This is a genomic window from Waltera intestinalis, assembly GCF_009695995.1.
GTDB classification, from domain to species: Bacteria; Bacillota; Clostridia; order Lachnospirales; family Lachnospiraceae; genus Acetatifactor; species Acetatifactor intestinalis.
Genome location: NZ_VUMU01000001.1, coordinates 269,738 through 283,708, shown reverse-complemented (window position 1 = coordinate 283,708; position 13,971 = coordinate 269,738). Strand labels below are relative to the sequence as shown.

At 47.6% G+C, this 13,971-nt stretch carries 11 protein-coding genes; 3 read left to right on the top strand and 8 right to left on the bottom strand.

Features of this window, described 5'->3' with window-relative positions:
* Positions 1–227 precede the first annotated feature (227 nt).
* Positions 228–443, top strand: a complete 216-nt coding sequence (locus FYJ59_RS01365; protein ID WP_022154211.1) for a cold-shock protein — start codon at positions 228–230, stop codon at positions 441–443.
* Between the two features lie 114 nt (positions 444–557).
* Here the strand turns inward: FYJ59_RS01365 and FYJ59_RS01360 are convergent, their stop codons facing one another.
* Both FYJ59_RS01360 and FYJ59_RS01355 read right to left on the bottom strand, forming a co-directional pair.
* Positions 558–1,388 carry a glycerophosphodiester phosphodiesterase family protein gene (locus FYJ59_RS01360; RefSeq protein WP_154494950.1) on the bottom strand — a complete coding sequence of 277 codons (831 nt, stop codon included), beginning with the start codon at positions 1,386–1,388 and terminating at the stop codon, positions 558–560.
* Between the two features lie 142 nt (positions 1,389–1,530).
* Positions 1,531–2,919: an MFS transporter gene (locus tag FYJ59_RS01355; protein WP_154494949.1), complete on the bottom strand. Its 1,389-nt coding sequence runs from the start codon at positions 2,917–2,919 to the stop codon at positions 1,531–1,533.
* A 159-nt stretch (positions 2,920–3,078) separates the two neighbouring features.
* Here FYJ59_RS01355 and FYJ59_RS01350 point away from each other — a divergent pair, with 159 nt between their 5' ends.
* On the top strand, positions 3,079–4,716 hold the full coding sequence (locus tag FYJ59_RS01350) for an ABC-F family ATP-binding cassette domain-containing protein (RefSeq protein ID WP_148445306.1): 1,638 nt from the start codon (positions 3,079–3,081) through the stop codon (positions 4,714–4,716).
* 57 nt (positions 4,717–4,773) lie between these two features.
* Positions 4,774–5,655 carry a PHP domain-containing protein gene (locus tag FYJ59_RS01345; protein ID WP_154494948.1) on the top strand — a complete coding sequence of 294 codons (882 nt, stop codon included), beginning with the start codon at positions 4,774–4,776 and terminating at the stop codon, positions 5,653–5,655.
* Between the two features lie 692 nt (positions 5,656–6,347).
* Here the strand turns inward: FYJ59_RS01345 and FYJ59_RS01340 are convergent.
* The 6 genes from FYJ59_RS01340 to FYJ59_RS01315 all read right to left on the bottom strand — a co-directional run bounded on the left by FYJ59_RS01340 (position 6,348) and on the right by FYJ59_RS01315 (position 13,925).
* Positions 6,348–7,121 carry an ABC transporter ATP-binding protein gene (locus tag FYJ59_RS01340; RefSeq protein WP_154494947.1) on the bottom strand — a complete coding sequence of 258 codons (774 nt, stop codon included), beginning with the start codon at positions 7,119–7,121 and terminating at the stop codon, positions 6,348–6,350.
* A complete protein-coding gene (locus FYJ59_RS01335; RefSeq protein ID WP_022154474.1) occupies positions 7,115–7,996 on the bottom strand; it encodes an ABC transporter permease in 882 nt (293 codons plus the stop codon). The genes FYJ59_RS01340 and FYJ59_RS01335 overlap by 7 nt, the downstream gene beginning before the upstream one ends.
* Before the next feature lie 9 nt (positions 7,997–8,005).
* Positions 8,006–9,007, bottom strand: coding sequence for an ABC transporter substrate-binding protein (locus FYJ59_RS01330; protein ID WP_022154475.1), 1,002 nt, complete (start codon positions 9,005–9,007; stop codon positions 8,006–8,008).
* Between the two features lie 514 nt (positions 9,008–9,521).
* A complete protein-coding gene (locus tag FYJ59_RS01325) occupies positions 9,522–11,954 on the bottom strand; it encodes a sensor histidine kinase (protein ID WP_154494946.1) in 2,433 nt (810 codons plus the stop codon).
* 48 nt (positions 11,955–12,002) lie between these two features.
* The gene (locus FYJ59_RS01320) at positions 12,003–12,695 is read right to left on the bottom strand and encodes a response regulator transcription factor (RefSeq protein WP_154494945.1); all 693 of its coding nucleotides are present in this window, start codon (positions 12,693–12,695) and stop codon (positions 12,003–12,005) included.
* Between the two features lie 276 nt (positions 12,696–12,971).
* Positions 12,972–13,925 carry a putative ABC transporter permease gene (locus FYJ59_RS01315; RefSeq protein WP_328597184.1) on the bottom strand — a complete coding sequence of 318 codons (954 nt, stop codon included), beginning with the start codon at positions 13,923–13,925 and terminating at the stop codon, positions 12,972–12,974.
* Between the last annotated feature and the right edge of the window lie 46 nt (positions 13,926–13,971).

Below are 13,971 nucleotides of genomic sequence, written 5' to 3'. Positions count from 1 at the left end.
CCATAAGAAAATAGGTCTAAAAATCAAAGATAATTATTGACATTTCGATTGGGGCAATGGTATACTCTAACCGTATTCTAAATGAAAGTCATTGATCTCACATATTTTTGTAAGACATTGCTACTTTTTCACGGATGCTTTACAAAAATATGTGATTTTTTTGTCCTACGTTTTAGAATCATCAAAAGGATCAGGCAAAGCCTGAATTATTAAAGGAGGTACCAATAATGAATAACGGTACAGTTAAGTGGTTCAATGCTCAGAAGGGTTATGGTTTCATCACCAACGATGCTAACGGCGAGGAAGTATTCGTACACTTTTCCGCAATCAATGCTGATGGTTTCAAGTCTCTGGAAGAGGGCCAGAAGGTAACTTTCGATACCGAGTGCGATCCTCAGAACAGCAGCAAGATCCGTGCTACCAACGTTACTGTTGTAGCTTAATAGCAAGACAAACCAAAAGGATCAGTCCCTTAGGACTGATCCTTTTTTGTAACTATTTATAGGGCGAATGCGGTTCTGGTTTCAGATTTTCTTTTGTATACATGATTTTTTCTGCTACTTTCTCACCTCAGGCACGAAACTGTCAAAGATAAAGATATCGAAATGCTTTCTCGCTTCATCCAGCTCCTGCTGGCTCTTGATAGTCCAGGCCGCTGCGGTATTATGATACAGGCCTCTGCAAAGCTTTCTTGACAGGATCTCGGGATAATGATGATTGTATGCCACGAAATCCGGCTTCGTCACGAAGTTCAACAGCAGATTCTGCAGGATAAAATACAATACTCCCACATACTCTCCTTCCTTCAGGAAAGCATCGGACAGCTGTCCGCGCACCAGTTCCGGATGATTCTTACGATACCACCGCACTCCCAGCGGATTAAAGGACTCCATGCAGTACATTCCCTTGTAGGCCCGAAGCATCTTATCCGCAATAGGGCACAGGGACAGGTCGGTACGCTCGATCTTGAACTCCACGATCAGAGGTACTTTTCCGTCCACCATCTTAAGCACATCCTCGAACTTCGGGATCTTCTCCGTGGACTCACACAGATGGAACTGCTGCAATTCCTCATAAGTGTAATCACAGATTTTTCCTTCGCCGCCGCAGACTCTTTTTAAGGTAAAATCATGGAACACCACGGGAATCCTATCCTTCGTCAGCTGAATATCCAGTTCGATACCGAAGCCTGCATCCACTGCCTTGCGGAATGCTGCCATGGAGTTCTCCGGAGCCTCCGTGGCATTGTCATGCAGACCTCTGTGAGCATAGAGCCATTCCTTAAAGCAAGCCGTATCGGGCTTATGTGCCATCCGGGGCATGATCATCAGGAAATAAAGAATCACCAGGATCAAAATACAGAGCACTATAATTCCTAAAATATTCATTACATTAACCTTCTATCTTATGTGTTGATTGGCATGCATACTTTTGCCTGCATCTTACTTTAATCCACTGCCCTGTAATTTTCAAGTAGCTATTTCTAAAGATTTTATAACGATTTATTATCTATTGCATTCATCAGCCGTATCAATCATCTACATCAAAGTTCTCCAGAATACTCTCCTTCTTCTTGGGCTTCACATCGCCGTGACGTACCTGTGTCATAGTAAGGAATGCTATCAGGGAGAAGAACAGGGCATAGGGAAACAGGGTGTTATAGGACACGTTTTCCAACAGGAATCCGGAGAGTACCGGAGTCAGGATCTGCGCTGCCATGGAGAACGTATAATAGGTTCCGGTGAATTTTCCCACATCACTGCCACTGCTCATGGCCACGATCATCGGATAGGAATTCACATTGATGGCGGCCCATGCCACACCGATCAGGGCAAATGCCGCATTGACGATGGGGTGATATTCTCTGGCAAAAATCGCGGATCCATAGCAGGCTGCCATCAGCAGGACACCGCCCATGATAGTCTTCTTACGACCAATCTTCGCAGAGATGTTTCCAATGGGAATATAGCTCAGAATAGCAGCTACCGTCGCTACCATCAGACAGTTGGCGAAGCTTCCGCCCTCCATCTTCCATACTACCTTCGTATAGCGGGAAAAGGCTGTGGTCACGGCATTATAAGCGGTAAACCATAAGAAAATGGACGCCAGCATGAAATACATACTGCGCTTCACTTCCTTGGGCATACCCTTGACTTTTCCGGTTGCACCACTCTGCTCCATATCCGCTACCGCTTCGATCTCTCCGGCAGCTTCCACACCCTCTGCAATCGCTTTTTCTTCTACTTTTTCTGTATTTACCCCCTCTGCCTTCTCTACTTCTTCCCGCAGCTTATTTTCCCGGATAGTGATCACAAGAATTCCCACAGCGATCGCCATGACTGCTGCGATACTTGCGAACAGGGGCAGATAGTCTGGTGTCTCACCTTTTCCCACTAATACCTTGATCATGATCAGAGCATAGACACCGCCCACAGCTCCCATGAGGTTGATCACCGCATTGGCACGGCTGCGCAGATGGTTCGGGGTTACATCCGGCATCAGTGCTACCGCCGGGGAACGATACAGTCCCATGGAAACCAGAGTGAAAAACAGCACCGCCAGGAAGATCACCTGGTTACTGAAGGACTCTCCGGTGCTCCATCTTGCTTTTTCCGCATTGTCGATCATCGGCAACAGCATCATGAAAATTACCGCCAGGATCGTACCTGCCACGATAAAGGGCATTCTTCTGCCAAGCTTCGTATGTACCTTATCTGACAGCATACCGAACACCGGCAACAGAAAGATCGCCAGCACATTGTCAAGTGCCATCACCGCTCCCGTCATGGTTTCACCCAGATGATAGGTATTCTGCAGGATCAGGGGGATGATGTTGTCATACATCTGCCAGAAGGAACAGATGCTAAGAAAAGCCAGTCCGATCAGAAACGTTCTTTTGTAATTTAATTTTGTCTCCATAAGAAAACCTCCCAAGTTAATAATTCTATTTTATCAGAATAGAATGCCACGCGCAATCTCCGGGAGTAAAATCGCACTTTCTCCTTGAAATATGTGGGTTTTTATGTATAATGGAAGAAGTGACTTTGTAACGCATATAAATAAGAAGAGGTTTTTAGAATGATCAGTGCAAACAACGTAACTTACCGTGTGGGTAAGAAAGCATTATTCGAAGATGTCAACATCAAGTTTACCGAGGGCAACTGTTACGGACTCATTGGAGCCAACGGTGCCGGTAAATCCACCTTTTTGAAGATCCTGTCCGGTCAGCTGGACACCACCAAAGGTGATATCGTCATCACCCCCGGTCAGCGTCTCTCCGTGTTGGAGCAGGATCATTTCAAATACGACGAGAATGTGGTTATGGATACCGTTATCATGGGTAACGCGCGTCTCTTCCAGATCATGAAGGAAAAGGATGCCATCTATGCCAAGGAAGATTTCAGTGATGAGGACGGCATCCGTGCCAGCGAACTGGAAGCAGAATTCGCTGAGATGGACGGTTGGGAAGCAGAATCCAATGCCGCCATGCTGTTAAACGGTCTGGGCATCGGCACCGAGTTCCACTACTCTCTCATGAAAGATTTAGACGGCAGTCTGAAGGTGAAGGTCCTGTTAGCCAAAGCACTGTTCGGTAACCCCGACATTCTACTGCTCGACGAGCCTACCAACCATCTGGATCTGGATGCAATCGCATGGCTGGAGGATTTCCTGATCGATTTTGAGAATACCGTTATCGTGGTATCCCATGACCGTTATTTTCTGAACAAGGTATGTACCCAGATCGCCGACATCGACTACGGCAAGATCCAGCTGTATGCCGGTAACTATGACTTCTGGTATGAATCCAGCCAGCTGCTGGTGAAGCAGATGAAAGAAGCCAATAAGAAAAAGGAAGAAAAGATCAAGGAATTACAGGAGTTCATCTCCCGTTTCTCCGCAAATGCTTCCAAATCCAAGCAGGCTACTTCCAGAAAACGTGCCCTGGAAAAAATTGAGTTGGATGACATTAAGCCCTCCAGCAGAAAATATCCCTATATCGACTTCCGCCCCGAGCGTGAGATCGGTAACGAAGTACTGGCTGTGGAGCATCTGTCCAAGACCATCAACGGAGAAAAGGTGTTAGATGACATCTCCTTTACTCTGGGTCGTGAAGACAAGGTGGCTTTCGTAGGAAGCTGCGAACTGGCGAAGACCACTCTGTTCCAGATCCTTGCCGGAGAGATCGAGCCGGACGAGGGAACCTACAAGTGGGGTGTTACCACTTCCCAGTCCTACTTCCCGAAGGATAATACCGCAGAGTTCGACAATGATATGACCATCGCCGACTGGCTGACCGGTTACTCTCCCGTAAAGGATGCCACTTATGTCCGTGGTTTCCTGGGACGTATGCTGTTTGCCGGCGAAGACGGTGTGAAGAAAGTCCGCATCCTCTCCGGTGGTGAGAAGGTTCGCTGCCTGCTGTCCAAGATGATGATCAGCGGCGCCAACTGTCTGATCCTGGATGAGCCCACTAACCATCTGGACATGGAGTCCATCACCGCGCTGAACAACGGTCTGATCAAGTTCCCCGGTGTGGCACTGTTCTCCTGTCATGACCACCAGTTCGTACAGACCACTGCCAACCGTATCATCGAGATTCTGCCGAATGGCAGCCTGGTAGACAAGATCACTACCTACGATGAGTACCTGGCAAGCGATGAAATGGCAAGAAAACGAACCGTATTCACCGCACAGACCGAAGACGACGAGAACTAAGACGAATAAAATGGATGCCGGAATTTCCGACATCCATTTTTTGAAAGGAGCTTTTGTATGGTTGATTTACATGTGCATTCCACCTGCTCCGACGGTACTTACACCCCGGAGGAATTAGTCGATTACGCGATGGAAAGGGGTCTGCGTGCCTTCGCCCTCACGGATCATGATACCGTAAACGGACTGGACCGGGCGATCCGGTATGCTGAAGAACTGCGGCAGGTACAGGCGGCATCCCCGTCTGATGCACCCGTACCCCAGGTGCCTGAGATCATTCCCGGTATTGAACTGTCTACGGAATATCAGGGCAAAGATATCCACATGGTTGGCCTTTTCATTGATTACCGCCAGCCGGAGTTTGCTCATTATTTAGAAGATTTCATTCGTTCCCGCGAGAACCGCAATGAAAAAATGTGTGCGCTTCTAAGAGAGCATGGCATTGACATTACTTACGAGGCACTTCTGGCGGAATTCCCCGGTGCGGTTATCACCAGGGCTCATTTTGCAAGATATCTCCTCTCCCACGGCTATATCCAGAGCATGAAGGAAGCATTTGACCGCTACGTAGGCGATCACTGTCCCTGCTTTGTTCCGAGGGAAAAGGTGACACCCGCTCAGGCTGTGGAACTGATCCTGGGGGCCGGCGGCGTACCGGTGCTGGCACATCCGATCCTCTATCACATGAGCGATGATCGTCTGGATACTCTCGTAGCAGAATTGAAAAAGATCGGCCTCGTGGGCATCGAAGCCATTTACAGCACCTACACTACCGCCGAGGAACGCCAGATCCGCGGACTTGCCGCCAAATATAATCTGAAGATCAGCGGCGGCTCCGACTTCCACGGCGCCAACAAGCCCAAGATCGACCTCGGAACCGGCTGGGGGAAGCTGTATGTACCGGATGAAGTATTAGAAAATCTACGCCCAGAAAAGAAATAAATTGAAAGTTAGTGAAATACCACCCGGATGACTTTGTTGTCTTCCTGGGTGGTATTTTTGTTTTGATGTTCCGATCTTTACTGCCTAAAATCCATTTTGTGCTTTATAAGCAGTAAATTTAATGCGATTTTCTTTTACAGCGACTGGTATTTACTGCCGGAATGGAAGCGTCCTATCCGAAGCAGTAATTTTTAGAACGTTTTCATGGATTCTTCGATAAAAATACCGCTTGGGTTTCTAAAATCACTTTCCGGGCAGTAATATGTTTGTCCTACAACAGAGAGTTAGCGAAACAGCCGCGTAGCGTTCTTTCTATTGCTTTGGTGAAAATCGCATCAAAATAGCAAAATCCGTACAAAAAAACTTCTAAATCAGGAATTTTTGTACGGAATTTCTTCATTTTGCACGCTCAGCGAAAATAACAGCTTTTTACATGGCAAAATCTCCTGTTTTTGTATTTTTTTAGCAGAAAATGGTGTTTTTAATACAAACAGATCTCCCCGGGTGGCAGATGGCATCTGCAATGAGCCACGCTATTCATAAGATTGCCAGCAAAAGACGCTTCTAATCTTATTTCATATCGCGGCGTTCGCCGCATCACGGCAAAAATAAAAACCGTGATTTGTGAGCAAGCTCCCAATCACGGTTCTTATTTTGCCTATGCGCGGCTCATTGCTAGCGTAACTTTCAATTTAGTTACCGCATTCTACACTGATCTTATTGAAGATTCCCATAATCTCTTCCGTGTTAATGCTCTTCTTCTCTTCGCCAGCCTTATCCAGGATTGCTTTTCCTTCATGCATCATGATCAGACGGTTGCCGTACTCCACAGCATAGCGGAGGTTATGAGTGACCATAATGGTGGTCACTTTCTTCTCTTTCACGACCTGGTCGGTGAGTTCCATGATGATCTCCGCAGTCTTAGGATCCAACGCTGCGGTATGCTCATCCAAGATCAGAAAATCAATCGGTGTCATAGTCGCCATGAGCAGTGCCAGCGCCTGTCTCTGTCCTCCAGAGAGGGAACCGACCTGCACGCCCATCTTATCCTCCAGACCTAAATTCAGAGGTCGTAACATCTCACGATAAGTTTCCAGTTTTGCTTTATTTACACCACGTCCCAGATTATACGGCTTGCCCTTATTCTCCGCAATGGACATGTTCTCCAGGATCGTCATGCTGGGGCAGGTTCCCTTGGAGGGATCCTGATAGACTCTGCCGATCCGGCGCTGACGGATATAATCCTTCTGTTTTGTAATATCTTCTCCGTTGATCAGGATCTTGCCGCTATCCACCGCAATGCTTCCGCAGATGATATTCAGCATGGAAGTCTTACCGGAACCATTACTTCCTACGACAGATACGAATTCTCCGTCCTTTACCGTAAGATTGAAATCCTTGAACAGACACAGCTCGTTGACCGAACCGGGATTGTAATTTTTATTGATATTGATAAGCTCTAGCATGCTTTCACCTTCTTTCTGTCCATGCTGATCACGAGAATGATCAGGAACAGGACTGCTGTGATCAGCTTGATGGCGTTGGGGCTGATGCCTGCGAACATGGCAACTGCCACACATGCCTTATACAAAATGGATCCTACCACTACGCTGCTGGTCACACGGAAGAATGTTACCTTCTTGAACAGGCTGGTGCCGATGATCACACTGGCAAGACCAATAACTACCGCACCGGTTCCGATAGAGATCTCAAAGCTTCTCTGCTGCTGTGCATAGATGCAGCCGCTTAAGGATACCAGACCGTTGGCAATAGACAGACCCACGATCTTCACCAGTCCTTTGTCCACGCCGAGGCTGGTAACGATGGTATCATTGTCACCTACGGCACGAAGTAAAAATCCGGACTTGGTGCTCATGTACCAGTCTAACAGATATTTTGCTACCATGGTGATCAGGAAAATAATGATCACATTTTTGAAATTTACCAAAAAGCCCGGGGTAATACTATTCACAAAGCTGTTGTTGAAAATATTTTCCTTATCAAAAATAGCTACATAGCCGGAGCCTGCCACCCACAGATTGATGGTATACAGACCGGTCATCATGATGATACCGGAGAGCAGGTCTCTGACTTTTAATTTCACATGGATCAGTCCGGTACAGATTCCCACCAGTGCTCCGCCGAGGAACGCAATGGGAAGAGTGAGGATCGCCGGTACGCCGAAGCCGTTGATCAGACGCACAGTGATGGCAGCCCCAAAGGGGAAGCTGCCATCGACCGTGAGATCCGGGAAATCCAGTATTTTATAGGTAATGTAAACACCCAGTGCCAGGATGCCGTAAATCATTCCTTGTTCCAGTACGCTTAATAATAGTGCCATAAAAACCTCCTATTGTACCACGATCTCATCAAAGGACTGGTAAGCATCAGTCTTGTAGTTCTCAGGTAATTCCAGACCGATCTTCTCTGCTGCTGCGAAGTTCACATACAGGCTGGGCTCGGAGATCACTTCGAAGTTCAATTCAGAAGCCTTTGCCTCTCCCTTCAGGACTTTCGCTGCCATCTTACCGGTCTGCTTGCCAAGCTCGATATATTCCAGACCCATGGATGCCACGCAGCCTGCCTTAACCTGCTCTACCTCAGAACCGAATACCGGGATGCCTGCTTTATTAGCCTCATCCAGTACGGTCTGCAATGCACTTACTACGGTATTGTCGGTCAGGTTGGTAATGCAGTCTACCTTGGATGCGACATCCGCTGCTGCCAGAGCCACCTCAGACATTGCGGTAACACCGCTGTCCACGATCTCAAATCCGTAGTTGCCTGCCAGAGCCTTGTACTCTGCGATGGTGCTGATGGAGTTTGCTTCGCTGGTAGTGTAGATGATACCAATGGTCTTCGCTTCGGGAAGTACCTCACGGATCATTTTTAACTGTGCATCTACTGCTAACGCATCGGAAGTACCGGTGATGTTGCCTACGGGAGTACCGTCTTCATTGGCAAGACCTGCTTCCACAGGATCGGATACTGCGGTGTAGATCACGGGAATATCTGTATTCATTGTAGCATTATATGCTGCCATGGCGCAAGGAGTTGCAATGGCACAGATCATATCTACTTTCTTACTTACGAAATTGCTGGCTGTCATGGCGGAGGTTCCGTTGTCTGCCTGTGCATTGACATATTCGATCGTCAGGTTCTCACCCTCTACGATGCCTTCTTCGGCAAGTCCCTGTAAAAATCCTTCACGACAGTTATCCAAGGATCCGTGTACGGCGTACTGCATAATACCGATAGTGTAGTTATCCTTGCTTCCAGTGCTGCCACATCCGGTGAGGGCACCCATTGCCATAACTGCGGTTAATACTGCTGCTAAAATTCTCTTCTTCATAATCTTATTCCTCTCTTTCTGCGTATCCACGCAATTGAAATTAGTTTGCTCATAAGATTACTGAACCCCGAATAAAAAAGAAAACCGCCCCAAATGTATATTCCTATACATTTGAGACGGTAATAAGCTCCTGCTCATCATCGTGGTGCCACTCAATTTGACAATTCCTTACGAATTATGTCCACTTTTCTCTGGATACTATCATATCCATCGGCTTGATAACGGGTCCGAATCCCGCTGACGCCTAAAACTGATCTGTTCTCGGGCCAGCCTCGGAAGTCCATTCGGCGAAAGTTCCTTTACCGTGATCCCACCACCCACGGCTCTCTGTAAAATTCCCTAAGGCTTACTACTCTTCCTCACAGGTTTGGTAAACTTATGAATGTTGTTTATGTGTCTAAGAATAATCTTTCTTTTCCGTTTTGTCAATACTATTTTTAGAAAATTTATAATTATTCAGAGTCAGATTAATTTTCTCAGAGTTTCGTCGAGTGCTCGTATTCGTAAAAACAGTTTACACCGTCTCCGGTAGCGTGATCACCACCTTGAACAGGTCACCGTCCGTAACGATCTCCATATCGCCCTTCTGCAGCTCCGTCAGGCTCTTGGCAATGGACAGTCCCAGTCCGTTGCCCTCCATATGGCGGGATCTGTCCCCTCTGGTGAACCGCTCTTCCAGCTCCTCCGGTGACATCTCCAGCGGGTAGGCCGACATGTTCCGGAAAATGATGTTCGCATTCTGTCCGTCATGCTCTACATTCAGATAGACACGGCTTCCTGCCTGGGCATATTTGTAAATATTGTTTAACAGATTGTCGAACACCCTCCACAGATGTCTGCCATCCGCCATGACCTTCACGGTCTCCTCCGGCTGTTTTACGATGGTCTCCAGCTTTTTTTCAGAAAAGCGCTGCTCGTATTCCCCCACCGCCTGTGACAACAATACCGACACATCGCAGACCTCCGGATGGACCTCCAGATTGCCGGTGGTAGCTTTGGATGCCTCCAACAGATCATCCAGTAGCTTTTTCAACTTCTGGGACTGACGCAGCAGGACCTCGGCATACTCCGATATATGCTGTTCTCTCTCCTGTGCAGTCTCTGTACCGGCACCGTCTCCGGTATCCTTCACATCACCGGACACTTCTTTTCCGATGAGATCCGCATAATTGATAATGGAAGTCAGCGGGGTCTTTATGTCATGGGACACATTCGTGATCAGCTCCGTCTTCAGATGTTCACTCTTCATCCTCTGCTCCACGGCTGCGGAAATTCCCTCGCCGATGCGGTTCAGATTCTCTCCGTGCTCCTTGAAGGACAATACCATATGGGAGGTATCCAGCTTATAATTCAGATCTCCGTCCGCCAATGCTTCACTGCCCTCCTGCAGTTCTTTGCACATCAATGCCACAAAAGTAATCGCACCGCACAGAATAAATTTCTCTATGGCCCAGAAAAAGAGTAATACATCTGTATCATTATAAAACAGTATTAAACCGAAAAACTCTACCACGCAGACTGCAAGGCACAAAAGTGCTGTTCTCCATACCATAGGAATCCCACGGATCAATTTCACAATACCGCGGAAAACTCTCTTGCAGAATCTTCCGAAGAACCGGAACACTCTATACAGGATCGTATTCTGCCACCATTTTCCCATTTTCAGGCGGATGGCCAGCTCCATGAAATACAGGGTGCACCATATCACCTCTGCGGCAAACAGTACCACCAGCACGATCAGATTGATCATGCTTGGGTTCATACCGATCCATCCAAAAGCCAGGTACAGACCGGTAAAAGCTCCAATGGCAACGACCACTGTATACACATCCAGGTGGATCTCATGGATCGCACTGGGGGTAATACCCTCCCTGCCATTCTTATGTCCGGCACTGCACAACAGGAAGATAAAGCATAATAATGCCAGTATCGTTCCCGCACAGCATACCACGGGGATCACATTTCGGTTATCATAAAACTGTTCTGCCTGATGATAGATCAGGGCATATTCGTCTTCCTTCGGCAGGCTGGGATTCACTGTCAGGGTAACCACAATACGCAGGTCGCGTTCTGCTAATGTTTTCTCTGCATCCTCCGCCTGCAGCCGTTCTGTCCATTCTGTCTCACTTAAGGCATCCTTGATCATCCATTTTGCATATCGTTCCGCCCGCTCAACCGGCACATAAATCTCTCCACCTAAGGATACGCTGTCCCCCAGATCCAGATATTTCTCCAGATTGCCGGAGGAAAGGGCTTCCTGCTCCGCTGCCGTTATGCTTTCCACATCAGACCCGGTATCAATAGATGGCGCAAGTTCCATGATATCAGAGCTTTCAGAGCTTCCATAACTTTCATAGCCATCAGAGGCAGATGCATCTTCCGTGTTGATATAGGTGTTATCCTTACTATGCCACACCTGGGACTCCAGCCGGTAGGTCAGATCATTTGTCTTGTCTACAAAGTCCTCGTTCTTCCATTCTCCCAGGAATTCATCCGTATCCAGATCGTAGCACTCCACCTTCGCCCAGATGTTCCTCTGTCTGCAATAGGCTTCCATGGTCTGCCAGCTCTCATTCTCATACCAGTCGCGTATCTGATACAGATCCTGGTTGACCTGCCGATACAACAGCTGATCATGGATAAACATCGTTTTACCGGAGGAATACGCTTCACTGTCTGCAAGCATACAGGTACCATAGAGTCCCAACACCCCCACAATTGCGGCAGCGATCATCAGAACAAATGCCACGACCTTGACCAGTGTGCTGCCCAACAGACTGTTTCCCTGTGCCGGCGCATTCTTTTTTTTCTCGGCTTTTTCTCTTTTTTTCCGTTCGCTTTTATTCTCTGACAACGCTGGTTCTACCGTCGTACTCACTGTATTTTCCACCGGATTATCCACTCTGTCCTGTTCTGTGTTCCTGCTATTTTCTTCCTTATTATCCATGCTCCTGTCTCCTTATTTCCCAGAGCAGCTCCGCTGTCCTGCCTGCTTTTATCCCTGTTTCTCGCACTTGTAACCCTGTCCCCAGACCACCTTCAGATATCTGGGTTCCGCCGGGTTGATCTCTAACTTTTCCCTCAAATGCCGGATATGCACTGCCACGGTATTCTCGCTGCCAAGCGGCAGATCATTCCAGATCCTAGAATAAATCTCTCTCGGAGAAAATACCTGCCCCGGATTCTGCATCAACAGCTTTAAAATATCATATTCCGTAGGCGTCAGTGCTACCGGTTCACCGTCCAGCGTCACCCGTTTCTCCTTGTCATCCAGTTCAATACCTCCGACTCTGATCACATCCGGCCGCACACTTCCGCCACCCAGCTGCATATAACGCCGCAGCTGTGATTTCACCCTGGCAGATACCTCGATGGGATTAAACGGCTTCGTGATATAGTCATCCGCTCCTACCGTAAGTCCCAGCACCTTGTCTGAATCCTCACCCTTGGCTGTCAGCAGGATCACCGGCACGTTACTCTTCTCCCGGATCTTTAACATCGCCTGTATGCCGTCCAGCTTCGGCATCATAATGTCCATCAGTACCAGGTGCACCTCTTTCGTCTCTACCACATGCACGGCTTCCTCCCCGTCGAAAGCTTCTAAAAAATAGTAATTGCTGTCATTCAAGTATATCTTTAACGCGTTTACGATATCCTTCTCATCATCACAGATCAATATATTGTACATACTCTCCCTCATTTCTGTGCCGGTGGATGCAGCCCGGACACTTCATGCGCAAGGAGCTTTCCCTTACGCTGCCAGAACATCTGCTTTGTCCACAGATGTCCCGCTGATGAATTTATTGTAACAGATTAACGATTAATAAAAAACAGGAAAAACCTTTAAGATTTGTTTAAGGCTGGCAGTTGCAGAATGTATTTTACAACAGAAAAGCCGGTCACTTTCGGTGCAGAAAGTGATCGGCTCCAGACTTCGTTGTTACGTATTCTGTATTATTCTGTATTAGTTTTTCTTGTTGGAATGCTGTTTTAATTCTTCCAGGGCTTCCTTGAATTTCTCAGAACTCATGGTAGGGTTAGAACGGATCATGTCACGCTGGAAAAAATCTCGTAAGCTGCTGACATTCTCTCTGTCTGCCACGCTTCTGGTGTACTTCTGCCGCAACTCGGCGACCTCGTTCTTCACGCTTTCCAGATACTGGTTGGGAGATTTCTGTGCGGAAGTGCGGAAGCCCTCCAGCTTGCCCTCAATGTTGGACTTCAGGTCCTCCACTCTGGTGGTAATACTTGCAGTAAAGTCTTCCTTCTTCTGTGCCAGACTATCGCTGAAGCCTTCCTTACGATTCTCCAGATCCTCACTGGTCACAGCAATGATGACATCCAGTCTCTTTTGGATACGAAGCATATCTTCCTTGGCCTTCTCCATCTTCTCCAGTACGTCCCGCAGATCCAGGGCTGCCTTGAAGGACAACGCGAAATCCGCACCGATCAGCGCCGTCAGCAGCAGTGTCACCGAAGTGAGGATACTGTCCGGAATGGACAATACCAGATGTTCAATGGGCTTATGGATAAACTCCGTCATCAGGATCGTCAGACCACCCCATGCCAGCGAGGACCCCAGGCAGATATGTCCCTGGAAATTGAACTTATTCTTGGAATAGTCCCAGTATCTGACTTTAAATAATGCCTCCATGGTCACGCCTGTGACATACTCCAGCACCGTGGCCCCGATACATCCGGCGATGTAGACCAGCACCAGATTATCCTTGAACGGCATGGACACGACTAGCATCATGATGGCGCCGCTGCCGTACAGCGGCAGGAACGGTCCGCGCATGAACCCCCTATTAACTAATTTCCTGCTCTTTATGGATACATATGTGGATTCAAAACACCAACCGAAAAAGCAGTAAAAATAAAAGAAAAATAACCATTGAATCGCAGTATAATGATACACTGTTTAACCTCCTTTTGTTCTTCGGTTTTCCTTACAAGCAAGGTAA

Bases quoted from the DNA above. Each gene is read 5' to 3' on its own strand.
- FYJ59_RS01345 (WP_154494948.1), top strand. From the start codon at position 4,774: ATGGTTGATTTACATGTGCATTCCACCTGCTCCGACGGTACTTACACC.
- FYJ59_RS01325 (WP_154494946.1), bottom strand. From the start codon at position 11,954: ATGGATAATAAGGAAGAAAATAGCAGGAACACAGAACAGGACAGAGTG.
- FYJ59_RS01360 (WP_154494950.1), bottom strand. From the start codon at position 1,388: ATGAATATTTTAGGAATTATAGTGCTCTGTATTTTGATCCTGGTGATT.
- FYJ59_RS01350 (WP_148445306.1), top strand. From the start codon at position 3,079: ATGATCAGTGCAAACAACGTAACTTACCGTGTGGGTAAGAAAGCATTA.
- FYJ59_RS01330 (WP_022154475.1), bottom strand. From the start codon at position 9,007: ATGAAGAAGAGAATTTTAGCAGCAGTATTAACCGCAGTTATGGCAATG.
- FYJ59_RS01365 (WP_022154211.1), top strand. From the start codon at position 228: ATGAATAACGGTACAGTTAAGTGGTTCAATGCTCAGAAGGGTTATGGT.
- FYJ59_RS01320 (WP_154494945.1), bottom strand. From the start codon at position 12,695: ATGTACAATATATTGATCTGTGATGATGAGAAGGATATCGTAAACGCG.
- FYJ59_RS01340 (WP_154494947.1), bottom strand. From the start codon at position 7,121: ATGCTAGAGCTTATCAATATCAATAAAAATTACAATCCCGGTTCGGTC.
- FYJ59_RS01355 (WP_154494949.1), bottom strand. From the start codon at position 2,919: ATGGAGACAAAATTAAATTACAAAAGAACGTTTCTGATCGGACTGGCT.
- FYJ59_RS01335 (WP_022154474.1), bottom strand. From the start codon at position 7,996: ATGGCACTATTATTAAGCGTACTGGAACAAGGAATGATTTACGGCATC.